The organism is Acinetobacter sp. YH16042 (genome assembly GCF_013417245.1).
GTDB lineage: Bacteria > Pseudomonadota > Gammaproteobacteria > Pseudomonadales > Moraxellaceae > Acinetobacter > Acinetobacter amyesii.
This window is the reverse complement of the sequence record NZ_VPEJ01000003.1, coordinates 166,831-190,604: the sequence shown is the minus strand read 5'-3', so window position 1 is coordinate 190,604 and position 23,774 is coordinate 166,831. Positions and strand designations below refer to the sequence as shown.

22 protein-coding genes are annotated in these 23,774 nt (G+C 42.0%); 15 read left to right on the top strand and 7 right to left on the bottom strand.

Going from position 1 to position 23,774, the window contains the following annotated elements:
* Nucleotides 1-11: 11 nt before the first annotated feature.
* Both FTV37_RS03630 and FTV37_RS03625 read right to left on the bottom strand, forming a co-directional pair.
* Complete coding sequence (locus tag FTV37_RS03630; protein WP_180004334.1) at nucleotides 12-488, bottom strand: DUF523 domain-containing protein; 477 nt, start codon at nucleotides 486-488, stop codon at nucleotides 12-14.
* Nucleotides 489-508: 20 nt separating this feature from the next.
* The gene (locus FTV37_RS03625; RefSeq protein WP_180063051.1) at nucleotides 509-2,305 is read right to left on the bottom strand and encodes an EAL domain-containing protein; all 1,797 of its coding nucleotides are present in this window, start codon (nucleotides 2,303-2,305) and stop codon (nucleotides 509-511) included.
* Nucleotides 2,306-2,557: 252 nt separating this feature from the next.
* Here FTV37_RS03625 and FTV37_RS03620 point away from each other — a divergent pair, with 252 nt between their 5' ends.
* Nucleotides 2,558-3,832 (top strand): replication-associated recombination protein A, encoded by a 1,275-nt coding sequence (locus tag FTV37_RS03620; protein ID WP_078190627.1) that lies wholly within the window; start codon nucleotides 2,558-2,560, stop codon nucleotides 3,830-3,832.
* A gap of 335 nt (nucleotides 3,833-4,167) precedes the next feature.
* On the opposite strand, the gene purC is transcribed toward FTV37_RS03620, so the two are convergent.
* From purC to dapA, 3 genes are read right to left on the bottom strand one after another with little or no spacing between them, the layout of a single operon-like run.
* Complete coding sequence (purC, locus tag FTV37_RS03615; RefSeq protein WP_078190626.1) at nucleotides 4,168-4,887, bottom strand: phosphoribosylaminoimidazolesuccinocarboxamide synthase; 720 nt, start codon at nucleotides 4,885-4,887, stop codon at nucleotides 4,168-4,170.
* A gap of 36 nt (nucleotides 4,888-4,923) precedes the next feature.
* Nucleotides 4,924-5,529 carry a lipoprotein-34 precursor (NlpB) gene (locus FTV37_RS03610; RefSeq protein WP_078193263.1) on the bottom strand — a complete coding sequence of 202 codons (606 nt, stop codon included), beginning with the start codon at nucleotides 5,527-5,529 and terminating at the stop codon, nucleotides 4,924-4,926.
* Between the two features lie 15 nt (nucleotides 5,530-5,544).
* Nucleotides 5,545-6,444 carry a 4-hydroxy-tetrahydrodipicolinate synthase gene (gene dapA / locus FTV37_RS03605; RefSeq protein ID WP_078193262.1) on the bottom strand — a complete coding sequence of 300 codons (900 nt, stop codon included), beginning with the start codon at nucleotides 6,442-6,444 and terminating at the stop codon, nucleotides 5,545-5,547.
* A gap of 723 nt (nucleotides 6,445-7,167) precedes the next feature.
* Between dapA and mhpT the strand changes: the two genes are divergently transcribed.
* The 5 genes from mhpT (at nucleotide 7,168) to ppk1 (ending at nucleotide 12,954) form a co-directional block, all read left to right on the top strand.
* Entirely contained in the window at nucleotides 7,168-8,379 is a 1,212-nt protein-coding gene (gene mhpT, locus FTV37_RS03600; RefSeq protein WP_180063050.1) for a 3-(3-hydroxy-phenyl)propionate transporter MhpT, read from the top strand.
* 152 nt (nucleotides 8,380-8,531) lie between these two features.
* Complete coding sequence (locus FTV37_RS03595; RefSeq protein WP_180063049.1) at nucleotides 8,532-8,921, top strand: hypothetical protein; 390 nt, start codon at nucleotides 8,532-8,534, stop codon at nucleotides 8,919-8,921.
* Nucleotides 8,922-8,991: 70 nt separating this feature from the next.
* A complete protein-coding gene (pncA, locus tag FTV37_RS03590) occupies nucleotides 8,992-9,642 on the top strand; it encodes a bifunctional nicotinamidase/pyrazinamidase (RefSeq protein WP_180063079.1) in 651 nt (216 codons plus the stop codon).
* A gap of 73 nt (nucleotides 9,643-9,715) precedes the next feature.
* Nucleotides 9,716-10,684 carry a bile acid:sodium symporter family protein gene (locus FTV37_RS03585; protein ID WP_180063048.1) on the top strand — a complete coding sequence of 323 codons (969 nt, stop codon included), beginning with the start codon at nucleotides 9,716-9,718 and terminating at the stop codon, nucleotides 10,682-10,684.
* A 206-nt stretch (nucleotides 10,685-10,890) separates the two neighbouring features.
* Nucleotides 10,891-12,954, top strand: a complete 2,064-nt coding sequence (gene ppk1 / locus FTV37_RS03580) for a polyphosphate kinase 1 (RefSeq protein ID WP_180063047.1) — start codon at nucleotides 10,891-10,893, stop codon at nucleotides 12,952-12,954.
* A gap of 49 nt (nucleotides 12,955-13,003) precedes the next feature.
* Here the strand turns inward: ppk1 and FTV37_RS03575 are convergent, their stop codons facing one another.
* A complete protein-coding gene (locus FTV37_RS03575; protein WP_078190618.1) occupies nucleotides 13,004-14,260 on the bottom strand; it encodes a hypothetical protein in 1,257 nt (418 codons plus the stop codon).
* Nucleotides 14,261-14,337: 77 nt separating this feature from the next.
* Here FTV37_RS03575 and serB point away from each other — a divergent pair, with 77 nt between their 5' ends.
* From serB to FTV37_RS03555, 4 genes are all read left to right on the top strand, one after another.
* Nucleotides 14,338-15,558 carry a phosphoserine phosphatase SerB gene (gene serB, locus FTV37_RS03570; protein ID WP_078193257.1) on the top strand — a complete coding sequence of 407 codons (1,221 nt, stop codon included), beginning with the start codon at nucleotides 14,338-14,340 and terminating at the stop codon, nucleotides 15,556-15,558.
* Nucleotides 15,559-15,972: 414 nt separating this feature from the next.
* Nucleotides 15,973-16,305, top strand: coding sequence for an AciT family ciprofloxacin tolerance protein (gene aciT, locus FTV37_RS03565; RefSeq protein WP_078190616.1), 333 nt, complete (start codon nucleotides 15,973-15,975; stop codon nucleotides 16,303-16,305).
* 156 nt (nucleotides 16,306-16,461) lie between these two features.
* On the top strand, nucleotides 16,462-16,941 hold the full coding sequence (locus FTV37_RS03560) for an SCP2 sterol-binding domain-containing protein (RefSeq protein ID WP_078190615.1): 480 nt from the start codon (nucleotides 16,462-16,464) through the stop codon (nucleotides 16,939-16,941).
* Nucleotides 16,942-17,009: 68 nt separating this feature from the next.
* Nucleotides 17,010-17,519: a hypothetical protein gene (locus FTV37_RS03555; RefSeq protein ID WP_168379710.1), complete on the top strand. Its 510-nt coding sequence runs from the start codon at nucleotides 17,010-17,012 to the stop codon at nucleotides 17,517-17,519.
* A 60-nt stretch (nucleotides 17,520-17,579) separates the two neighbouring features.
* Here FTV37_RS03555 and dtd read toward each other — a convergent pair whose 3' ends face one another.
* Nucleotides 17,580-18,020, bottom strand: coding sequence for a D-aminoacyl-tRNA deacylase (gene dtd / locus FTV37_RS03550; RefSeq protein ID WP_168379709.1), 441 nt, complete (start codon nucleotides 18,018-18,020; stop codon nucleotides 17,580-17,582).
* A 229-nt stretch (nucleotides 18,021-18,249) separates the two neighbouring features.
* On the opposite strand from dtd, the gene FTV37_RS03545 reads away from it, so the two are divergent.
* The 5 genes from FTV37_RS03545 (at nucleotide 18,250) to asd (ending at nucleotide 23,654) form a co-directional block, all read left to right on the top strand.
* Nucleotides 18,250-19,767: a catalase gene (locus tag FTV37_RS03545; protein ID WP_180063046.1), complete on the top strand. Its 1,518-nt coding sequence runs from the start codon at nucleotides 18,250-18,252 to the stop codon at nucleotides 19,765-19,767.
* Between the two features lie 181 nt (nucleotides 19,768-19,948).
* Nucleotides 19,949-20,449: an ankyrin repeat domain-containing protein gene (locus FTV37_RS03540; protein WP_078193253.1), complete on the top strand. Its 501-nt coding sequence runs from the start codon at nucleotides 19,949-19,951 to the stop codon at nucleotides 20,447-20,449.
* Nucleotides 20,450-20,595: 146 nt separating this feature from the next.
* Entirely contained in the window at nucleotides 20,596-21,804 is a 1,209-nt protein-coding gene (gene pncB / locus FTV37_RS03535; protein ID WP_180063045.1) for a nicotinate phosphoribosyltransferase, read from the top strand.
* Nucleotides 21,805-21,957: 153 nt separating this feature from the next.
* A complete protein-coding gene (locus FTV37_RS03530; protein WP_180008663.1) occupies nucleotides 21,958-22,806 on the top strand; it encodes a sulfurtransferase in 849 nt (282 codons plus the stop codon).
* Nucleotides 22,803-23,654: an archaetidylserine decarboxylase gene (asd, locus tag FTV37_RS03525; RefSeq protein WP_078193251.1), complete on the top strand. Its 852-nt coding sequence runs from the start codon at nucleotides 22,803-22,805 to the stop codon at nucleotides 23,652-23,654. The genes FTV37_RS03530 and asd overlap by 4 nt, the downstream gene beginning before the upstream one ends.
* Nucleotides 23,655-23,774: the final 120 nt, after the last annotated feature.

Genomic DNA, 23,774 nt, shown 5'->3' with positions numbered 1-23,774 from the left:
CTATCTTGGGGCTAGAGTTGATCTTGTATCATGGCCAGAAAGTCTTGTTCTGACAGAACCTGAAAACCATGCTGTTTGAGGAGTGCTGTGGTTACTCCATAGCCTTCAATTTTTGTACGCGTAAAGGTGCCATCATAAATATAATGACTGCCGCACGACGGGCTACGATCTTTTAAGACCACCACATCAACCTTATGCAATTGGGCCAATTCCAACATGCGGTGGGCACCCGCGATAAATTCAGCACTGACATCTGTGCCCAAGACATCTTTGACTTGGGCTGTACCATTGAGCACATCAGTGGCTTGACCATTTTGAATTTCTGCAGGAAAACGTGGACAGCTAAGGCCGCCCATCATTTCTGGGCAGGCCGTAATGACTTGGTGAGTCTGCATCAGTTGGCAAATTGCTTGTTGTGTATTTGATTTGGCATCATAACGAACGGGTTGGCCTGCCAGACAGGCACTGACTAAATACTTCAGTGTCATCGTGTCTTGCTCCACAAGTTTTAGTGACTCAAAAGTTCCATCGCATGGTCATAACTGAGCGGACGATAAAAGTAAAAACCTTGTCCAGTATGACAATTACATTCTTTTAAGGTATCGACCTGTTCCGGTTTCTCTATACCTTCGACTAATATATTCAGGGAAACACTCGCACCAATTTGGGTAATCGCTTTGACAATGGCAAGTGCTGAACAGTCGGTATGCATGCGTTCCACAAAATTACGGTCTATCTTAATACAGTCGACAGGGTAATTACTCAAACGTATTAATGATGAATGACCTGTACCAAAATCATCTAGAGAAATGTGTATGCCATGCTCTTTTAATAAATGGAGAGCGCGAATCACATAATTTGAGCCACGTTCTGACAGGCTTTGCTCGGTAATTTCGACCTCAATAATGTCGGGTGAAATACCAAACTGCTTTAAGCGATTCAGTAGTTTTTCCGCATAATCATCACGTAAAAATTCGACAGGGGCTGCATTTATTGAAATTGGTAGCGGTTGAAGTCCGAGTTCAATCCATTTTTGAATATCTTGAAAGATTTTAATTTGCATCGTTTCACTAATGCGTGAAGCCAATTCATAATCTTGAAATGCAGCAAAAATTTGAGAAGGTAATTGTAATTGTTGGTCTTTATCGTACCAACGCAGCAAAGCTTCAAAGCCGACCACTTGACTGTCAGAAAGGCGAACTTTGGGTTGATAAAACGGAATAATTTGATTGGACTTAATCAGGCTGCGGGCTAGCGTTAATTGGCGAGTGGTATTTTCAAGAATTTTAAACATGGTGTGGTTGAACATTCGCACCCCACCACGACCACTGCCTTTTAAATCATTCAGTGCAATATCTGCGCATTTAAGTAAATTCGAGGAATTTTGTGCATCGCGTGGGTAGATCGCACAGCCAATACTCATACCTATATTGATGCTTTGTCCATTATAGAAAATCGGCATATCCATTTGCTGACAGGCGATGCTGGCAATATCTGTTAATTGTTGTTGCGATTTTAAGTTCGGAATAGAAATGGCAAATTCATCGCCACCTAAGCGTGAAACCACGATATTTGCATCAAAACAGTGCTGAAAACGCTGTCCAAGGGTATGCAGTAAATGGTCTCCAGCACTATGCCCTAAGGTGTCATTAATATGCTTAAAATAATCCAGATCGATCAATAACAAACCCAGTTGTTGCTGATGTTCTCGTGCCACTCTTAAGTGACTTTTAAAGACTCGACTAAACGCACGGCGGTTTAATAAACCTGTTAAATCATCCTGTTCAATGATCCGTTGGAGTTTATTTTCCGCCAGTCGCTGTACCGTAATATCACGGGAGACACAGAGAATTTCTTTGACTTGACCATATTCATTGAATACTGGGCTGAGCATGTTATCCCAATAAGCCATGGGTTCATCGGCCACTTGGCTCATGCCGACAAAGCGAGAAGTTTTTCCTTGTTTGGCTTCTGCAAAAGCATTCAGACACGCGTCGCGGACTTCTTCAGGCAATAATTTGTGCCATGACATACCAAACTCAGTTTCAGTCGGCGACACACCGAGAGCTAAGCAACCAGCGCGGTTCATATGCAGAATATGACCGTCTAGGCTTAATAATTTAATACAGTCGACACTGGCATCTAACATTTGATTACGGCTGTCGAGTTTTTCGCGTAATTTTGCACATTGGGTATGTTGTAATTGTATATTCTTGGCTTGAGGCATTTGTTGAAATGAATATATAGATAGATCAATGCCTTGTTGAACTTGAGGTATTTGCTTTTGCTTTAATGATTGCTTCATACAATCTGTCCAATTGGGTCAGGCAAGCTAAAAATGGGATATCTAGCCGATCATACTTTAATTTGATCGATAAGGGATAAGATCTCTTGTTACATTATAGTTAACATTCGCCTAAGGATTTTTACATGCAAGATACTTAAATAATGACATCAAACCAGCCTCTTAAATTGAATATCGAATAAAGCAAAGATTCTGCCAAGGCAGTGTTAGAATAGAAAAAACGTCCCCAATTGCCGGAAACGAAATAATAAGATGTCAGACAGCCAAATTCCTCTTCCTGAACGCATGCGTCCTCATGATTTATCGCAAATTATTGGACAAGATCACCTTTTGGGTGAAGATGCACCGTTACGCCAGATGATTGACCAAGGGCATTTGCCATCGATTATTTTTTGGGGACCTCCGGGTGTAGGTAAAACCACAATTGCATTGTTGTTAGCGCAGGCCGTTGACCGACCATTTATTAGTTTATCTGCGCTCAATACTGGGGTGAAAGAGTTACGTGAAATCATCGCCGATGGTGGAGATTTATTGACACCTGTGGTGTTTATTGATGAAATTCATCGCTTTAATAAGTCACAACAAGATGCCTTACTGAATGCTGTCGAAAAGGGCAAAATTACCCTGATCGGTGCAACCACAGAAAATCCCTCATTTGAAGTCAACAATGCCTTATTGTCGCGTTGTCAGGTCTATACCTTAAATGCTTTGGATAATGACGCAATTCAGCGCTTATTGGATCAAGCCATTCAGCAAGATTCGTTTTTAAAAGAGCGTTATATTCAAATCGAAGAATATGAAGCTTTATTTCAATTTGCCGCAGGTGATGCTCGTAAAGCATTAAATCTTTTAGATTTAATCGCCAGTACGTTTGAGCCAGACTTAGAAAATATCATTAGCAATGCGGTGGTGGTCAAAGTGGCGCAGCAAAATATTGCACGCTATGACAAATCGGGCGAACAGCATTACGATTTAGTTTCGGCTTTTATTAAGTCGATTCGAGGCAGTGATCCAGATGCAGCTTTGTATTGGATGGCTCGAATGCTCAAAGGTGGTGAAGATCCTGTCTTTATTGCTCGTCGTATGTTGATTGCGGCATCAGAAGATATTGGCAACTCAAATCCAAATGCCTTGCTGTTGGCAGGAGAATGCTTCCGATCTGTGCAGGCAATTGGTATGCCTGAATGTCGAATCATTTTGGGGCAATGTGCGGTGTACTTGGCAACCAGTGCAAAAAGTAACAGCACTTATTTGGCCATAAACAAAGCTTTAGATTTGGCAGAAAAAACCTCGAATCTACCCGTGCCATTGCATTTGAGAAATGCACCAACCAAATTGATGAAAGAGCAAGGCTATGGCGTGGACTATTTATATCCACATAATTATCCTGAACATTTTGTCATGCAAGACTATATGCCGCCTGAACTGAAAGGCACTAAGCTGTATGAGTCTGCACGCAATAAACGTGAAGTCGAAGGTGAGCGTTTGCAGCAACGCCGTTGGATGCAACAACAACAGCAACAATGATTTGAATGATCATAATGAAAAGGCGCTTCGGTGCCTTTTTTTATGTCTAATTCACGCAAAAAAAAGCCCAACTCAAGGCGAGCTGGGCTGAAAAAATAGGATGCCTTTGGGGAGATACATCCTAGAGGGTAGATGGAAAATCTGGTCGGCATACACATTGGAAACTTATAGATCCTAATGCTGCCTGGTATGTGGCTATCTTAGTGTGAACTTGGCTAAATGTGAAACAGAGGATTTTTATGGTTAACATTTGTTTTTTCGATCATGGATTAATCGAGTAATATTTTATTAAAAAACCGAGCTAAAGAGCTCGGTTTTTTAAATCGATGAACGAATTAGATATCAGAAAGGTCGATACCTAAACGTGCAGCAACTTCTTCATACGCTTCAACCACACCGCCTAAACCTTGACGGAAACGGTCTTTGTCGAGTTTTTTCTTAGTGTCTTTGTCCCATAGACGGCAGCCGTCTGGAGAGAATTCGTCACCTAGTACGATACGGTCGTGGAACACGCCAAATTCAAGTTTAAAGTCAACAAGCAGCATGTTGCCTGCATCGAATAGACCTTTAAGTACTTCGTTTACTTTATAAGTCAATTCTTTCATTTGAGCGAGTTGTTCTGCAGTCGCCCAACCTAATGCAATCGCTTGTGATTCATTCACCATTGGGTCGCCTAACGCATCGTCTTTGAAGAACAATTCGAAAGTTGGCGGAGTAAGTTCTTTACCTTCTTCAACGCCTAAACGACGGCAAAGTGAACCTGCTGCATAGTTACGAATTACGCACTCTACAGGAACCATGGTTAATTTTTTCACTAAAACTTCAGTTGGAGAAAGAAGTTTTTCGAAATGAGTTTCGATACCAGCCGCAGCCAATTTTTCCATGATAAAGGCGTTAAAACGGTTGTTCACCTTACCTTTGCGATCCAGTTGTTCAATTTTTTCACCGTTGAATGCAGAAGCATCGTCACGGAAAACTAGGATGAGGTGGTCAGAACTATCTGTTTCATAAACAGATTTCGCTTTACCAGTATAGAGCAAGGTTTGTTTTAACATGAGGGAACCTTTTTCGAGAAAAAATGCCTAGTACGACTAGGCTGGCCAATTTTGGTAAATCTGAGCTAACAGATCTGCAGCTTTTTCTTTGTCTGCAAAACTGTTATCGGCATTGAACACAGCGATGTTATTGCTTGAACCTACAGAAGAAAGTCTTAAGACATAGGTCTGCTGATCGACCTTGACGGTTACTTCGTAACGGTTTTTGCTCTGACCAACAATGGTATGGTTAAGGCTACTGAGGGTAGCAAGTGTGTATTGCCAAATTGTAGCAGAATTTCCTTCAACTTTGATCAGTGGATTTTGATTTCCATCCACCAATAGTTGAGGGCGGCTAATATTTGTACTGTCTGTTGAGGAATCTGCGACGACATTATTTTTTTCCGCGGCTGGACGCGGAAGGGCATAGCGATTGCCACGCTTATTTTCAAGCTTTGGTGCATGCTCAATTGCTAGCGGGTCAACTGATGGAGCAGGATACAAAGGCGTTGCAGGACGAACCATTGACCCTTCAGGGTATTTCAGCGGTTCAACATCTGTGGTTTGTTTATAGTCCAGTGTGCCATTATTAAAGGCAAGTGAACTACAACCGGCTAATGTAAATACTGAAAGTGCCAGGCTAAGTCCTAAACGTAATTGCATGATGTTTGCTCTTCTTTATTTGATAACGCCCGCAGTGATGAGTGCTTCACGAAGCGGAGTACGATATTGTTCTGCAAGGGGTGTTAATGGTAAGCGAATGCCTGTTTCAATCAGGTTCATCTCATGAAGTGCCCATTTCACAGGAATTGGGTTCGATTCGCAAAATAAAATTTGATGTAAATTTGCAACAGTATTGTTTTGTTGCTCGGCTTGGACTGCGTCACCCGCCAAAGCGCTTGCACACACTTCGCTCATTTCTTTTGGCGCCACGTTCGCAGTAACCGAAATGTTGCCTTTAGCACCTAAACCCATTAACTGATAAGCCGTTGCATCATCACCTGAGTACACCACCATATCTTTGCCTTTAAGGCCTTCAATGAGTTCTTGACCACGAGGAACATCGCCAGTGGCGTCTTTAATGCCCACGATTTGTGGAATATCAGCAAGACGGATCACGGTGTCGTTGTGCATGTCTACACCGGTTCGGCCAGGTACATTGTACAAAATTTGAGGTAAATCAACAGCTTCAGCAATCGCTTTGTAGTGTTGATACAGGCCTTCTTGGGTAGGTTTGTTATAGTATGGTGTAACTAATAATGCCGCATCTGCACCTAATTCTTTGGCTTCTTTGGTGAGTTCAATTGCTTCGTGGGTTGAGTTTGCACCTGTGCCGGCAATAATTGGAATGCGTTTGTTCGCCACACGGATGATTTCTTTGATCACCTGAGTGTGTTCGGCCATGCTCAAGGTAGAAGCTTCACCTGTAGTCCCTACAGCAACAATACTATTGGTGCCTTGCTTTATATGCCACTCAACCAGCTTCTCGAGGCTCTTCCAATCTACGCTGCCATCTTCAAACATTGGGGTGACGATTGCGACAATTGAACCTTGAATGGTCTGAGCTTGCTGAGTCATTTTGAAAAGCTATCCTATTTGTCCATCCGACAAGATGAAATATTGATTTCTGGATGGTTTCGAATTTTGATTTGTAGCATGTTCATTGGGCTATACCCAAGTTGAATAATGCTTACGCAAATTATGACTGATCAAACGCATAAGAACAATATGCTTTGGTCAAAGCCATAAAATTCTTTATACAAATCAAACTTAAAACAATCAAGTGTAAAATAGCGGTTTTTTTGCAGCCTGAAAATTGTTCAGCAAGGGCTGAATCTTGAAAATGTTTTATTCAATCGAGAGGGTTGGCATGGTTGATGGGATTGATTAAATCATCAGCAAAAGGTTGATCTATGTGTATTCCGTGCTTTTTAATCAGAATTTAAGATTAAATAACAATGACTAAAGATTTAAAAACTATATCAATTCGCTCGGGTTTTATTACAAATGATTGTTAAAAACTTGGGTAATAATCTTTTTTATATCTAATAGAAATAGACATGTTTTTATGAGTGTTTAAAAAGATCGCTTGATTTGACTGTTCATTGCACGATTCATATTTTTTTATTTTAAATTTTTAATTGTTTTTACGACTTTGTGACTTAAAGCACAAAAACTATTACACCATGCACGTAATCCAATTTTGGACGAAAGGCTTCAACTTATTGGTAGTTATATCCTTTATAAGGCTCAGCGATGATGCGACTTAATTTGAACGCTGATGACAACAAGGATTCTCCAATGGAAAAGTCAGATAATAAGCATGCTATTGTCACGGTAGCAATCTGCTTCCTTATTGCAGTAATCGAAGGTCTGGATATTCAGGCTGCAGGTATTGCAGCAGCAGGGATTCGTGAATATTTCGGGCTGGATAGCTCGCAGCTAGGGGTGTTTTTTAGTGCCGGTATTTTAGGATTATTACCTGGTGCTTTGTTGGGTGGTCGGATTGCAGACCGAATGGGCCGTAAAAAAGTATTAATTTGGTCTACGGGGATGTTCGCCATCTTTACCTTATGTACGGTATGGGTAAATAGCTTCCATAGCTTACTCGCTGTACGTTTTCTTGCAGGTGCAGGTTTAGGTGCAGCAATGCCAATTTTAATTACCTTGGCATCTGAAGCGGTAACGCCACAAAATCGTGGTCGTGCAGTCGGTTTGATGTACTGTGGTATGCCTGTGGGTGCGGCAATCTTATCATTGGTCGCAATGACGGACTTCGGTGCAAACTGGAAAAATATTTTCTATTTAGGCGGTTTATTACCGATTGTTGTGATTCCATTGATGATTTGGTTCCTGCCCGAATCGCGTGAATTCTTGAAAGCCAAAGATCAAGCGGTTCAAGCGACTGCCAATGGTGAAGTGCAACAAGGTGCTTTCAAAAACCTCTTTAACACAGAAAACCGTTTACGTACTTTCTCAATTTGGGTGAGCTACTTCTTCACCTTGATGGTGGTGTACATCATGTTGAGCTGGTTACCGTCGTTGTTCACCGAACTCGGTTTCACTCGTAAAGATGGTGCAACTGCGCAGTTCTACTTCATGGTGAGTGCAACCATTGGTACGATCATTTTAGGTATGTTGACTGACCGTTGGAAGAAAGCTTATGTGATCATTTTGATGTACGGCGGTATTTTGGCAGGTCTATTTGCGCTGAATGGTGCAGGTTCATTGACTCAAATGTACATGGCGTCAGCTTTAGTCGGTGCATTCGTGATTGGTTGCCAAGGTGTATTGTATGCCTTCGGTGGTATCGTGTATCCGACACAGTTACGTGGTACGGGTGTTGGTGTAGCTTCAGCCGTTGGTCGTGTCGGTGCAATGTTAGGCCCTGCAATTGCGGGTCAGTTATTGGCAGCAGGTTTTGGTGCGGCAGGGGTGATTACCGCGGCAATTCCATGTATCGCAATCTCTGCAATATTTATGTTGATATTGGTACGTCGTATTCCATCATAAGGAACATGCCATATCAAAAAAAGCCCGCATCATGCGGGCTTTTTTTATGGCGACAATAGAAGTCGCACTAATGCTCTAAACCAATATAAATAAACGTATTTTATGTAAAAATACAGCAGAAAGAGAAAATAAAAAATCAACGTAGAGGGGCTATGTCAGCAAGAAAACTGGTCGCAATTTTTAAAGTTGATCAACGTGAATTCAGTTTGTATCTACATCAATACGAATTTATCTTAGAACTCAAACCTGTATTTCAAAGAAATCGCCAACAGCCGAGACAAAATGCGTGGTTGGCCTTTGCCGATGAACCTACCCTAGAAGATGTTGCTGAAAATATTAATGCGTTTGAGGTCATGCAACAGACACGCAGCCGTTTATTAAAATATATCTTTCACCATCAACCGCGATATTTTTATTTTCATGCTTCGACTCGGCGAAAAGCCCGTATTTACCCACGATTTGCACAGCGGCTGGTTGAGCATTTGCCCAAGTATCGGTATTGTCAGGAAGGACAGTCATTTTATTTTTATGCACAGGACTGAATACTAAGGCTTTTAAAATATGAGCGAATCAGTAGAGTCGCCGACAATGCATGACAACGGATGGAGAGATATGCAAAAAAATACAGCGCTGATTGTGGTCGATGTACAAAATGGTTTTACCCCGGGTGGTCAGTTGGCTGTTGCCAATGCCGATCAAATTATTCCAGGGATTAATCAACTGGGACAATACTTTGCGAATATTGTGCTGACTCAAGATTGGCATCCAGCCGACCATATCTCTTTTGCTGAAAATCATCCTGAGCATGTACCTTATGACAGCATAGAGCTGAATTATGGAACGCAAGTATTGTGGCCGACGCATTGTGTACAAGGCACACAGGATGCCGAATTGCATCCTGATTTAAATTTACCAACGGCGCAGCTAATTATCCGTAAAGGTTTTCATCAGCATATCGACAGCTACTCTGCTTTTATGGAAGCAGATCAGAAAACTTCAACAGGTTTGGCGGGCTATTTGCGCGAACGTGGTATTGATACAGTCTTTGTGGTGGGCATTGCCACGGATTTCTGTGTTGCATGGACGGCAATGGATGCACGTAAGCTTGGTTTTGAAACTTTTGTGATTGCTGATTTGACCAAAGGGATCGATTTACAGGGTTCTTTACAGCATGCATGGCAAGACATGTTGGCGAATGGGGTGAAGCGTATTTACCTGAAAGATATTGTGCAGCAGCATGCACAGGCATTATCTTTGGCATGACCCAGTGGGCTCAGTTGAGAAAAGGCACAAGGGTGTGCCTTTTTTTGTCCCTGTTTTTAAATGGAAGATGCCTATGTCGGCTTTCTTAAAATTCACTCAATTTGTGCAGAAAACATTTGCGATTTGGGTGGTGCTGTTTGCAGCGCTCGCCATGTTTTTTCCCGATGTATTTGTTTGGTTAAAAGCATATATCCCATGGATGCTAGGCATCATTATGTTGGGTATGGGCATGACCATGACACTGCAAGATTTTAAAAGTGTATTGCAAAGCCCTAAAGCTGTGATGATCGGGGTTTTGGCACAGTTTATTGTGATGCCGGGATTGGCTTTTTTCTTGTGTAAATTATTACAACTGCCGACAGAAATCGCGATCGGGGTCATTCTTGTCGGTTGCTGTCCGGGTGGAACGGCTTCTAATGTCATCACCTATATGGCAAAAGGTAATACCGCATTATCTGTTGCCTGTACCTCTGTTTCGACATTACTCGCACCGGTTTTAACCCCTGCGATTTTCTATTTGTTAGCAAGCCAATGGATCGAAATTAATGCGGCATCGATGTTGGTTTCAATTTTACAAGTGGTTTTATTTCCGATCATTGTGGGGTTAATGATTCGAACTGTCTTTAAGCACCGAGTGGATGCCTATATACAGGTCATGCCATTGGTTTCTGTTGTGGCAATTGTAGCGATTGTGGCAGCAATCATTGCGGGTAGTCGAACACAGATTTTGCAATCAGGTTTACTGATTCTTGGGGTAGTGGCCTTACATAATGGCTTGGGCTATCTATTGGGTTTTTGGGCCAGCCGACTGTTTAAATTGCCCTATGCAGACTGTAAAGCAGTGTCGATTGAAGTTGGGATGCAAAACTCAGGTTTGGGTGTGGCATTGGCGGCGACCCATTTTGCCGCTTCACCTCTGACCGCTGTGCCGAGTGCGATTTTTAGTTTGTGGCACAATATCTCGGGTCCTGCACTGGCAACCTATTGGGCAGCACGGACGAGTGAGGCCAAAGCATCGGGACAAGACAAGCCGGTGCAATAAACAAAAAAACAATGCAGTAAAAAAGAGGGCAATGTCCCTCTTTTTTGATGTCGAAAATAAATTTTACGATTTGATGAACACGGTTTTAGGGAATTGCATGCTTTTTTAATTGATTAATGCTATTTGTAACATAAGTGTCATCTCCGCTGCCTAACATGCCGGCAACCACTTTAGATATAGACTGTTTCAAACAGCATTGAGAGGGTATGCAACATTTTCAGCATTCATCAGAGACCTATTATAATCGTGAATTGTCGCTTTTAGATTTTAATCGGCGGGTCTTGGCTCAGGCACTCGATTCAAGTTTACCGTTACTTGAACGCTTGAATTTTCTCATCATTTTTTCACGCAATTTAGATGAATTCTTTGAAATTCGCATTGCGGGGCTAATGAAACAACGAGATTTGAATGCAATTGCACGGACGCCAGATGCCATTCCGACTGAAGTGGTCTTAGATGAACTTTCCCAAGTGATTCATGACACGGTTGCACAGCAATACCAAACCCTCAATCATGCTGTATTGCCTGCACTACAAAGTGAAGGCATTCGTTTTATTCAATTTAAAGATATTTTAGAAAAACATCGGGCGTGGATTAGCCATTATTTTAGTAAAGATGTTCAACCGGTCTTAACGCCGATTAGCTTAGATCCATCGCATCCGTTTCCACGCTTGGTCAATAAAAGCCTCAACTTTATTGTGAGTCTAGAAGGCAAAGATGCCTTTGGTCGTGCCATTGAAATGGCAATTGTGCCTGCGCCACGCTCATTGCCGCGTTTAATCAAAATGCCCGCCGAGGTTGAAGGCAGTTCAGAGACACAAATTTTCCTGACCGCCATTATTCAGCAACATATCAATGATTTATTTCCGGGGATGAAAGCGACAGGCTGTTATGCCTTTCGAGTGACACGCAATGCAGATTTGGTTCTGGCTGAAGATGTAGATGACTTGGCGGTGGCATTAAAAGATGAATTGTCTTCACGCCGTTTTGGTCGGGCAGTTCGCTTAGAAATTGAAGATGATTGTCCACAAAGCATTATTGATTATTTGTTAGATGAATTTGATTTGAGTGAGCAGGAGCTCTATCGCATTGAAGGCCCGATCAATTTATCACGTCTCAGTACTAGTTTTAATCGACCTGAACTGAAATATCCGGTCTATACACCGATTATTCCTAAAGTTTTTCGTAAACAAACCGCGATTTTTGATGTATTAAAAACACAAGATGTGTTGTTACATCATCCGTTTGACTCCTTTCAACCGGTCATCAACTTATTACGTGAAGCTGCAAAAGACCCTCAGGTATTAGCCATTAAGCAAACGCTCTATCGTAGTGGGCCAGATTCGGACATCGTACAAGTTTTGGCGGAGGCGGCACGCAACGGCAAGGAAGTAACCGCCGTCATCGAACTTCGGGCGCGGTTTGATGAAGAATCCAATATTACCGTGGCCAATATATTGCAAGAAGCGGGCGCTGTCGTGGTGTATGGCATTGTGGGCTATAAAACCCATGCCAAGATGATTTTGATTGTACGCCGTGAAAATAATCAGTTGTTACGCTACGCCCATTTGGGAACAGGTAATTACCACGCAGGCAATGCGCGGATGTATACCGATTATGGCCTGATGACGACGCATTCCGATATTTGCGAAGATGTGCATCGTATGTTTCAGGAACTGACCGGCATGGGCAAGATGGCGAAGCTGAAAGCCTTACTGCATGCACCATTTACCCTGCATACTGAATTACTGAAACTGATTGAACAGGAAATTGTTGCCGCACAAGCGGGAAAATACGCAAGAATTATTGTGAAGGTCAATGCACTCACGGAACCGCAACTGATTGCTGCTTTGTATCGTGCATCGCAAGCAGGGGTACGTGTAGATTTAATTATCCGTTCGATTTGTTGTTTGATTCCTCAGGTCAAAGGTATGTCTGAGAATATTCATGTGAGATCTATCGTTGGGCGCTTTTTAGAGCATACTCGAGTGTATTATTTTGAGCATGCAGGCGAAAAACGATTGTACTGTGCCAGTGCCGATTGGATGGGACGTAACTTATTTTCACGGGTCGAAACCTGTTTTCCCATTTTGGAAAGCCGTTTGAAAAAACGCATTATGAAAGATGGTCTACTTAACTATTTGGAAGATAATCAAAATGCATGGGAAATGCAGTCGAATGGGCAATGGGAGAAAGTCGCGGTTGAAGCAGGTACCGAACCGCATAACGCGCAAAAATATTTGATTGCACAGAAAATTTCGACTGTTTAAGACAAAAAAATCCCGACTCAAGTCGGGATTTTTGATTGCGCTAAAACCTTTACGAGGCTTTTGACTGTTTGGATTTTAAAATTTCAGTTCTGAAGTTTTGAGCCAATTCAGCGGCATCACTGTCCATTCCATTGAGCATAAACGCATGACGCGTCAACACATTGGTCGGATTTGGCAAGCTGACCAATTGGAAATGATCTGAAATCTCTTTGAGCAAAGTTGTCGGCACATGAATGGCACTTTCTTTGGCAACCAATTGTTGGACTAAACGTTCAGCCGCTTGTACAGAAGACAATTGCATAGCTTCGACAGAGCTTGAAATCGCACTACGGGTTTGTAAAACGAAACGTTTTTCTTCACGGTAGCGTTTATATAAAACATCTGAGAGCAATTGGAATACTGAGCTGATCATAGTGAGACAGCGTAGCGCATCTGGAGTGTCAGCGGTCATGCTGATGGTTGCGCCATGTTCATCAAACTTATGCACTGTACTGATGTCAGAACTGTTCAATTTATAATGTTGAACACAGAGTTCTGTGGTTTTATTCAAGAAAATTTGGCAGAGATTAAAATACGGCACAGACACGGTTTTGTTGACGCTATCGAGAAGCTGTTTCGGATCATAAAATTGAATATTTAATGCCAAGCTGTTGCTGTCGAGAACCACTGGTTTCATATCTTTATGCTGTTTTGCTTTGGCTTGCGCATTTTGCTGCGCTTGAGCAATCGCCACAGCGGCATTGTGTTTTTCTTGTTCTAAAGCCTGCGCTAGCGTTTGAATTTCATGTTTTAGACGTGATTCATTGTTGATTCGCGCTAAATATTCAGTACGACTTGGACGTGCAATTGCGCGATACGCTAACCACAACAAGCCATGTAAGAATAATGAAAATAGAATCGCGGCCCATTGCGTACGTAAGATTTCACCAATACTTGGTTTAATTAAGGTGATTTCAACCGTTCCAACTTTCTTTTCGTTTTGCAGCGCATCACGAACAAAGATTTCACCGTCACGGGTTTTGGTCAAACCGCCTGTAGCCAAGACTTGATTATTGGCATTTAAGATGCGGATGGAAGCCACGCTCGGGTTGGTTGCATAGCGGTCAGCAAGTAAGGCTAATGATACGGTATTGGCCGGCTCAAGCTCAGATAGGCTGTCTGTAACCAATTGACTGGTCATCAGTTGTCCCTGACTGGCACGGTTTTCGTTCAGTTGGTGGGTTGTTGCCAATACCAATAAAAAGGTATGCAAAGCAAAACAAACTACTAATAGGCTAGCAAATAGCCCTTGTCTAGGCGCATTCAACGTAAACTTCCAAGGCAATTCTATTCAATTTAGATTATGATTCTTACATTAGTTGTAGCTCAGACCCGAGTCAATTCATGCGAGAAATCATTCTTATATCACTTTTAGGACCTGACCAACCTAATCAATTTACACGATTAATGCAGGTTTTGTCCGCACATTCCTTACAGATTTTAGATGTCGGACAAGCAGTCATCCACAATCAGCTGACTTTAGGTATTGTTGTTTCGTCGGAAGACCAGACTGCGACAGCATTAGCCATGAAGGAGATGTTGATTTTAGCACATGATATTGGCTTAACTGTGCGCTTTAAACCAATCTCTACAACAGAATATCAACAATGGGTAAATGAGGGAGGCCGCACACGTTATATCGTTACGGCACTTGCGCCAGAATTACAGGCGTCTCATTTACAGGCAGTTACAAATATTGTGTCGAGCCAAGGCTTCAATATTGAAACCGTGACTCGTTTATCTGGCCGTCCTGAGTTAGATGGATCAAGCGAAGGTCCGCGCCGTGCCTGCGTTCAATTTGGCTTAAAAGGCCAGATGTTGGATGCCACTGCGATGCGTGCAGCATGTTTACGTCTATCTACCGAACTAGGGGTAGATGTTGCCGTTCAAGAGGACAATGCTTACCGTCGTAATCGTCGTTTGGTCTGCTTTGATATGGACTCGACGCTGATTGAGCAAGAAGTGATTGACGAATTGGCGATTGAAGCGGGTGTCGGCGCTCAAGTGGCTGAAATCACTGAACGTGCTATGCAAGGTGAACTCGATTTCCAACAAAGTTTCCGTGCACGTGTGGCACTGCTCAAAGGTATGGATGCTTCGGTATTGCCTAAGATTGCAGAACGTCTGACTGTCACAGAAGGTGCGGAACGTCTCATTTCAACGCTTAAATCATTGGGTTATCGCACGGCTATTTTGTCAGGTGGTTTTCAGTATTTTGCTGAATATCTACAAGCAAAACTGGGTATCGATGAAGTCCATGCCAATGTATTGGACGTCCAAGATGGCGCGGTAACCGGTGAAGTGAAAGGCCATATTGTGGATGGTGCTCGCAAAGCCTTCTTGTTGACTCAAATCGCTGAAGAAATGGGGATTTCATTAGAACAAGCCATTGCAGTCGGTGATGGTGCGAATGATTTGCCAATGTTGTCTTTAGCCGGCTTAGGCGTTGCTTTCCGTGCGAAACCTTTGGTTCGTCAAAATGCCAATCAAGCCATTTCAAGCGTGGGTCTAGATGGTGTTCTTTATCTGCTTGGTGTGCATGATAAAGATTTAAATCGTGCTTAAAACCATTTAAGGCACAGTCAAAAACGTAGCCAAAAGGCTGCGTTTTTTTATGCCAAGAATTCAGCTCATCCGATGAACGGTAGAAGAAAATTGTCGATAAAAACAACGATTAACAGCATTCGAAAAATTAATTTTTTTAGCCTAAAACCAGCTGTTTTTTTTGTAATGACACTCGAAACGAGATGCCATCATTGTTCTAGAAATTCTTTAAAAAGAAAAAATGTAATGACAAAATAATGTTGCGACAAGGTGTGTCGCATGGACAAAAAACGAGACTTTTTTTATGCAAAAAACTCAGCATAATGCTTGCAAGAGATTGAGATCGACCAAATCTATTTACTGAAGATACAGTAGTGAGACGGCTCAGCATCCTGTAAGACAAGAGATGTCAGTTGTCAAATGACGGAGGTTTTTATGTTAACAGCGAATTTAGCAACAATCGTTGGCCTGAGCTTGGTATCGGCGGCTGTGATTGCTGTTTTCTTCTCGCCTTATCGTCGCTGGTTAAGTTTTATGCTGGCGGGGATGCTGGTGTGGGGACTCATTGAAGTGATTCGATTTGGTACACAAACCATGTTTGAATTATCAGTGACTTATAGTTATTTAACGGCATTAATGGCCGCAATGGTGGTATTCACTTTAGTATTGTTACGTGAAGACCGCCGTGCAGAGCGTGCGATGGCAAAGCGCCAATGTATAGAGCACACGCCTGTATATGATGAAGAACAGCAATGTTCGAGCCGATAAGTGCCAGAACAAAATTTCAATGAAAATGCGCCTAAGGGCGCATTTTTTTATGAGCGCATTAGTCCGATTTGAGATACAAAGCCTTACTTCTCAAAAGCCAAGTTATGGTAGGATGAAACCAGTCAATTTTCCAACAATTACAATAGGCTTTAAGTCATGAAACTATCATCAATTCCTGTCGTAAAACTACCTTTAGTTGATGTCAGTACGGATCCACTTGATTTACTCGTGGCAGGTTTAGCGCTTCGTATGAAACAGCTTGCACGTACTAGCCCTAAATTCATTGAATTGGTTCATGAACGTCAATTCCGCATTCAAATCGGTACAGATTTGGGTGTTGCACGTCAAATTATTGTAAATAATGGACAGATTGATACTGTTTCAGGCGATGCTGAAAAAGCAGACTTTATTTTGCAATTTGCGGACAGCGAACAGGGCGTGAAAACCCTAATGAAAGGTGACCCAACTGCATTCATGACGGGTATGCAAAATGGCAGTATTAAAATGGAAGGTGATTTTGGTTTACTGGTTTGGTTTAACCAAGTGGCGAAGTTAATTCCACCTAAACTTCCAAAACCGGTTAAAGAAAAAATCAAAATCGCACGTGCGTTTATTAAAGAAAAAACAGGAAAATAATTTTAATTTTCGTTGAAAATTAACGTTTTTTTGGTAAAAATACCCCCCACTTTTTAGGGGGTATTTTTATGAAAAAATTAATTACGTCGGGTTTAATTGCTGCATCACTTACTTTGACAGGTTGTGCAAGTATCATTTCTGGATCGACTCAAACTTTAACCTTTAAGTCAGTTCCTGATGAAGCATCGATTTCAATTACAAATAAAGCGGGGGAAAAGGTACATACAGGTATCACACCTGCAACTGTAACTTTAAAACGCGGTACAGGATATTTTAAACCAGCAGCTTATGAAGTAACGTTCAAAAAAGATGGTTTTCAAACAAAAACTGTGCAGGTAACAGGGACAGTAAATGGTTGGTATGTAGCCAATATTATTTTTGGTGGATTAATTGGTTTATTAATTGTTGATCCAGCTACTGGTGCAATGTATACATTGAATCCCGCTGATGTAAATACTGTTCTAGACGCAAATCAAACAACAACGTCAAAGAAAAATGATCAGTCATTAACAGTCATGCTTGTGAAAGATATCCCTGTGGAAGTAATGCAACGTGCAAAACTGATTACAACCATTTAAGACCGTATTATTCTAGCTTGTGAAAGCCCTCAAAAGAGGGCTTTTTTAATGCTTCAGTGGTTATTCAACTTCTAAATTAAAGGTCACTGGACCGTCATTAACCAAATGCACTTTCATGTCGGCAGCAAAGATGCCTGTTTGTACATGGTCATATTGGCTCTTGGTGTAATCGACCAGCTGTTCATACAGTGCTTTGGCATCGTTTGGCGGCATGGCAGGGCCAAAATCGGGGCGCAGGCCTTTTTGCGTTTGCGCCATCAGGGTAAATTGAGACACCAAGAGGATACCGCCGCCGGCTTGACTGACATTCCAGCCCATCTTGCCTTGTTCATCATCAAAAAAGCGGTATTTCAAGATCTTATCAATCAGCTTTTTGCCTTTTTCTAAATCGTCAGCTTTGCCAAGGCCTAAAAACACCAAAATACCGTGATTAATTTCACCCGTGATCTCACCATCGACCACCACTTTGGCTTCCAAAACACGTTGTAACAAGGCCCGCATAAATTCTTCCGAGTAGAAAATTGAACATAGGGCAGGGATTGTAGCAAAGACAGCATTCTTTCGAAGCGATGTTTAGAAAATTTTGGGCTCAAACATTTGAAAATGAAATGTATATTTTTTATAAATCTAATAATGCGATTGAATTTATGAAAATAATCTGTTTTATCTATTTATTAAATATCAGTATCTTTGCGGGGCAGGAAAGGTATTTAACAGAGAGATTAAGACGATGTTTAAGCGTTCTTTATTGGTTGCGATGTTAGCAACAGCAACAGCGGCGACTCAAGCAGCGCCATTAACAAAAGACAATGGTGCACCAGTAGGCGATAACCAAAACTCGATTACTGCGGGTCCAAATGGTTCAGTTCTACTTCAAGACGTACAATTGGTTCAAAAATTACAACGTTTTGGTCGTGAGCGTATTCCTGAGCGTGTGGTACATGCCCGTGGCACAGGTGCGTATGGTGAATTCGTTGCAACTAAAGATTTATCTGATCTCACCATTGCTTCATTGTTCAAAGCAGGTACTAAGACTCCAGTTTTCTTACGTTTCTCGACTGTAATTCATGGTAAAGGTTCTCCAGAAACTTTACGTGACCCGCACGGTTTTGCGATCAAGTTCTATACACAAGAAGGCAACTGGGACTTAGTGGGTAACCAAACTCCAGTATTCTTCATCCGTGATGCGATCAAATTCCCAGACTTCATCCATGCCATGAAGCCTAGCCCAATCAACAACGTTCAAGACGCAAACCGCGTATTTGATTTCTTGTCTAGCCAGCCATGGGCAACCAACATGTTGACTTATGTGTATGGTAACCAAGGCGTGCCTACCAGCTACCGCGAACAAGACGGCTTTGGTGTACATGCGTACAAGCTTTATAACGACAAAGGCGAATACAAATACGTTAAATTCAACTTCCGCTCTAAACAAGGCGTGAAAGGTCTGAACGTTAAAGAAGCTGCTGAGCAACAAGGTAAAGATTTCAACCACTTGACTAACGATCTTTATAACAACATCAACGCTGGTAAATTCCCGAAATGGGATCTTTATATCCAAGTGTTAGATCCTAAAGATTTAAACAGCTTTGATTTTGACCCGCTTGATCCAACAAAAATCTGGCCGACGAACCTAGTTCCAGAAACTAAAGTCGGTACGTTAACGCTGAACCGTATGCCGAAAAACTTCTTCAATGAAACTGAACAAGTGGCATTGGCTCCAGGTAACTTAGTTCCAGGTATCGAGCCTTCAGAAGACCGTCTATTACAAGGTCGTATCTTCTCTTACTCAGATACTCAAATGTACCGTTTAGGCGCGAACCACCAGCAAATTCCAGTCAACCGTCCGCTTGTTGCTGTTAACAACAACAACCAAGATGGCTACATGAATGTTAGCGAGCGTGATTCTGACGTGAACTACGAGCCAAGCCGTAAAGAGCCTAAAGCTGCCACTGAGAAAGCACGTGCAGTTCAAACACCGCTGACTGGCACAGTTCAACAGATCGGTACCAAAGAGCAAAACTTCAAGCAGGCGGGTGAACTTTACCGTTCATACTCTGCTAAAGAAAAAGACGATTTAATCATGAACTTGGCTGCTGACCTTGGCAACGTGAAAGATTCAGAAACGAAACACATCATGTTGTCTTACTTCTATAAAGCAGATGCAGACTACGGTACACGTATGACTAAAGCAGTAAACGGTAACCTTGCAACTGTAAAAGCTAAAGCAGCACAACTGAAAGACTAATTTCGATCAGTCTGAAGGATTGGTAACTAGGGTCTAGAACGTTACCTCAAAAAAGTCCTATGAAGCTCCATACCTTTCCTGCACCCTAGGGGGAGTTTCATAGGCACTCCTTAAATATTCATTTTTATGAAATGAATCATTTCTAATTCAATTCTACATTTGTTTTCTGTTGGAGTTCATCATGAAAGTTATGCAGCATTTGACTTTAGCCAGTCTTCTTGCGTTTGGTTCCGCATTCGCAAACGTGGCAATCGCGGAAGATATCTCCCCCGCTAAAGCAACTGCAAGCGATCAGATGACCTCACAACAGGAATTGATCGCAATTTTCTTTGCTGCAGCCAAAACTGGCAATGAAGAAGTCATCAATGAATTTCTTAAGCACGGTTTTCCGGTCGATGTGCGCAATGCTTCGGGTTTTACACCACTGATGATGGCGACCTATTATGGTCATCAAAATATTGTGACTCGTTTGCTAGAACAAGGTGCAGACCGCTGCGCACGTGACAATAAAGGCAACACCGCATTGATGGGTGCCATGTTTAAATTAGAATGGGCGATTGCAAAGCAATTACGCCAAGTGGATTGCGATGCAAATGCCAAAAAAATGGGGCAAAAGACTGCAGAACAGTTTGCGCGTGAATTTGGTCAAGAAGAAAAATATCGACAGTTACTCAAAAAATAGTGAGCTTGATCGCGCTCAGCTTCAGCAAAAAAATTGAAAAAAGTCGATGAATCGCGGTGATTTATAAGTTATTCCACTAAATCAATCGGCTTTTTATCAATAAAGTATGCTTTAATGCAAAGAGTTGATAAAAACTGAAAGTCTTTATGTCTCCAATCATCCAATCCTTATTAGACACAGATCTGTATAAATTCACCATGCTTCAGGTGGTGTTACACAAATTTCCGCAAACCCATAGTGTGTATCACTTTCGCTGCCGTAACTTGGATGATACAGCCTATCCACTGGTTGAAATTTTGGATGATTTAAACACGCAACTCGACATGCTGTGTCAGTTGAAGTTTAAAGAAGATGAATTGCAGTATTTACGCAGTTTACGTTTTATTAAAAGCGATTTTGTTGATTATCTTGAATTATTTCAGCTTAAACGCCGTTTTATTAAAGCGGGTATTGATGATGAAGGTCGACTCGACATTTGGGTAGAAGGCCCAATGGTTCAAGCGATGATGTTTGAAATCTTTGTTTTAGCCATCGTCAATGAATTATATTTCCAACGTATTCGTACACCCGAAGTTTTAGCCGAAGGTGAGCGTCGTTTGCAACATAAGATTGCCTTGCTGAAGCAGTATGAAGTACGGCAAAATCCAAATGATCCACCATTCTTGGTCTCTGATTTTGGCACGCGTCGTCGTTATAGTTATGCATGGCAAAAGCATGTAATTGAAGAATTAAATCAGGCTTCACCGTATATTTTCCGCGGTACAAGTAATGTTCTGATTGCCAAAGACTTGAACATTACTCCAATTGGTACAATGGCGCATGAGTTCCTACAAGCATTCCAAGCGCTTGATGTTCGTCTACGTAACTTCCAGAAGTCTGCGCTAGAAACATGGGTACAGGAATACCGCGGTGACTTAGGAATAGCCTTAACGGACGTTGTCGGTATGGATGCGTTCCTACGTGACTTCGATTTGTACTTTGCCAAACTATTCGATGGTTTACGTCATGACAGTGGCGACCCGTATGAATGGGGCGATAAAGCCTATGCACATTACAAAAAGCTTAAAGTCGATAGCAAAAGTAAAATGCTGACCTTTAGTGATGGTCTAAATATCGAAAAAGCGTGGGATTTGCATAATTACTTCAAAGACCGTTTCCAAGTTAGCTTTGGTATTGGCACCAACTTGACCAATGATATGGGGCAAACTGCGCTGAATATCGTACTGAAACTGGTTGAATGTAATGGTCAATCTGTGGCAAAAATTTCAGATAGTCCGGGTAAAACCATGACGGATAATGATACTTTCTTAGCGTATCTACGTCAGGTATTTGACATCCCAGAAGTTAGCGCTTAAACACAGCATTAGATAAAACTAAAAAAGCCGAATCAATGATTCGGCTTTTTTATATCTAAAATATTGCTAAAGGAATGCAAAAATTCAGAATAATAGTGAAAATGACTTATGCTAAGATCGAATTTAATCGCACAAAATACAACACGAACAACGATGACAGCATCTACACTGAATTTTGGTCTGCTGATTGAAGCGGAAGAATTGGTTCCACATCTTGGTAATGAAAAACTACGGATCGTCGATTTGAGTCGTCGTTCAGTTTATGACCAATTGCATATTCCACATGCACTGCATGTGCAGCCGAAACTGTTAGTGCGCCAAGAAGAACAAGCGATGGGGCTTTTACCTGACCAAGCCGGTTTAGAACAGCTCATCAGCTATCTGAATATCAGTCCAGAACATCATGTAGTAGTGTATGACGATGAAGGTGGGGCATGGGCTGGTCGACTGATTTGGAACTTACATTGCCTCGGTTTTGAAAATACCAGTCTCCTCAATGGTGGCATCCATGCTTGGCTTGGGGCAGGCTTACCGACCTCGTCTGAAATTGAGCAATTTGAACCCGTGAGCCCATTGGTTGAAGTAAGTGCAGAGGCGCGTGCTCAGTATCAAACAGATTATGATGAGCTATTGGCTCGTGTGCAGCAGGAGCAAATCCAAGTATGGGACTGCCGTACCGAAGATGAATATACAGGCCTACGTTTGGCTGCGCGACGCGGCGGTCACATTCCGGGGGCACGACATTTCGAATGGAGTACTGCCCTTAACCGGGAAAATCATTTAAAATTGCATCCTTTAGAACGCACACAACAACGCTTAGAACAATTGGGATTCAATTTAAACGAACCTGTGGTGGTATATTGTCAGTCCCATCATCGGTCGGGCCTAGCTTATATACTGGGACGTTTACTCGGTTGGAATATTCGAGCTTATGATGGTGCGTGGAGCGAGTGGGGCAACCGACTCGATAGTCCTGTGATCACCGGAGAGTTGCCGTCTTGAGCCTTACATCTCAGTTAAAAAAACAAATTTTTATTCAAGCTCAGCGTGTTGTTCCGCAGCACAAATTATCACGTATCGTGGGTAAATTGGCTGCGAGTGAAAACCCTGTGGTGAAAAATGCTGTGATTACCGCATTTAAAGCACAGTATGGCATCGACATGTCGATTGCTGAGCAAAGTAATGCCCTGAAATTTAAATCATTCAATGAATTTTTCACTCGTTCTTTAAAAGAAGGCGTACGTGTAGTTGATGCAAATGCCAACAGTGTTGTTTCACCCGCAGATGGTGCGATTTCACAACTGGGTAAAATTGAAAATGGTGATGTATTTCAGGCCAAAGGGCAGAAGTTCACTGTTGAAAACCTGATTGCCGATCCACAATTGGCTGAGCCGTTTAAAAATGGTCAGTTTGCTACGGTCTATTTGTCTCCAAAAGACTACCACCGTGTACATATGCCATTTGCAGGGACATTGACAGAAACTTTGTATGTACCGGGTGAATTATTCTCTGTAAACCAAACCACTGCTGAAAATATTCCGGGTTTATTCGCTCGTAATGAACGCATGGTCTGCTTATTTGATACAGAAGTTGGTCGTATGGCGGTCGTACTGGTAGGTGCAATGATCGTGGCAGGTATTGAAACCGTGGCTACAGGTAAAGTTAAACCGACAGGGCGTTTGGAACTGAATCAACACGATTTATTCTTAGAAAAAGGTGCAGAATTGGGCCGTTTCTATTTAGGTTCAACAGCGGTTGTGTTGTTTGAAGAAAACAAAATGCAATGGGATGCGACCTTTAAAGCCAACTCGACTGTGGTGATGGGCGAAGCTTTAGGGCATACCATTTAATGAATTCCCTGTCCCTTTAGGAGAGGGTTAGGGAGAGGTTTTTGAGCTAAGCTGATGTATTCAAAAAAGAATCCCTTCTAACCTCCCTTTATTAAAGGAATGAATAAAAAAAAGCGCCAT

What these genes read in the sequence shown, in the direction of transcription:
- FTV37_RS03630 (WP_180004334.1), bottom strand. Translation starts at nt 488, where the DNA reads ATGACACTGAAGTATTTAGTCAGTGCCTGTCTGGCAGGCCAACCCGTT.
- FTV37_RS03625 (WP_180063051.1), bottom strand. Translation starts at nt 2,305, where the DNA reads ATGAAGCAATCATTAAAGCAAAAGCAAATACCTCAAGTTCAACAAGGC.
- FTV37_RS03620 (WP_078190627.1), top strand. Translation starts at nt 2,558, where the DNA reads ATGTCAGACAGCCAAATTCCTCTTCCTGAACGCATGCGTCCTCATGAT.
- purC (WP_078190626.1), bottom strand. Translation starts at nt 4,887, where the DNA reads ATGTTAAAACAAACCTTGCTCTATACTGGTAAAGCGAAATCTGTTTAT.
- FTV37_RS03610 (WP_078193263.1), bottom strand. Translation starts at nt 5,529, where the DNA reads ATGCAATTACGTTTAGGACTTAGCCTGGCACTTTCAGTATTTACATTA.
- dapA (WP_078193262.1), bottom strand. Translation starts at nt 6,444, where the DNA reads ATGACTCAGCAAGCTCAGACCATTCAAGGTTCAATTGTCGCAATCGTC.
- mhpT (WP_180063050.1), top strand. Translation starts at nt 7,168, where the DNA reads ATGGAAAAGTCAGATAATAAGCATGCTATTGTCACGGTAGCAATCTGC.
- FTV37_RS03595 (WP_180063049.1), top strand. Translation starts at nt 8,532, where the DNA reads ATGTCAGCAAGAAAACTGGTCGCAATTTTTAAAGTTGATCAACGTGAA.
- pncA (WP_180063079.1), top strand. Translation starts at nt 8,992, where the DNA reads ATGCAAAAAAATACAGCGCTGATTGTGGTCGATGTACAAAATGGTTTT.
- FTV37_RS03585 (WP_180063048.1), top strand. Translation starts at nt 9,716, where the DNA reads ATGTCGGCTTTCTTAAAATTCACTCAATTTGTGCAGAAAACATTTGCG.
- ppk1 (WP_180063047.1), top strand. Translation starts at nt 10,891, where the DNA reads ATGCAACATTTTCAGCATTCATCAGAGACCTATTATAATCGTGAATTG.
- serB (WP_078193257.1), top strand. Translation starts at nt 14,338, where the DNA reads ATGCGAGAAATCATTCTTATATCACTTTTAGGACCTGACCAACCTAAT.
- aciT (WP_078190616.1), top strand. Translation starts at nt 15,973, where the DNA reads ATGTTAACAGCGAATTTAGCAACAATCGTTGGCCTGAGCTTGGTATCG.
- FTV37_RS03560 (WP_078190615.1), top strand. Translation starts at nt 16,462, where the DNA reads ATGAAACTATCATCAATTCCTGTCGTAAAACTACCTTTAGTTGATGTC.
- FTV37_RS03555 (WP_168379710.1), top strand. Translation starts at nt 17,010, where the DNA reads ATGAAAAAATTAATTACGTCGGGTTTAATTGCTGCATCACTTACTTTG.
- dtd (WP_168379709.1), bottom strand. Translation starts at nt 18,020, where the DNA reads ATGCGGGCCTTGTTACAACGTGTTTTGGAAGCCAAAGTGGTGGTCGAT.
- FTV37_RS03545 (WP_180063046.1), top strand. Translation starts at nt 18,250, where the DNA reads ATGTTTAAGCGTTCTTTATTGGTTGCGATGTTAGCAACAGCAACAGCG.
- FTV37_RS03540 (WP_078193253.1), top strand. Translation starts at nt 19,949, where the DNA reads ATGAAAGTTATGCAGCATTTGACTTTAGCCAGTCTTCTTGCGTTTGGT.
- pncB (WP_180063045.1), top strand. Translation starts at nt 20,596, where the DNA reads ATGTCTCCAATCATCCAATCCTTATTAGACACAGATCTGTATAAATTC.
- FTV37_RS03530 (WP_180008663.1), top strand. Translation starts at nt 21,958, where the DNA reads ATGACAGCATCTACACTGAATTTTGGTCTGCTGATTGAAGCGGAAGAA.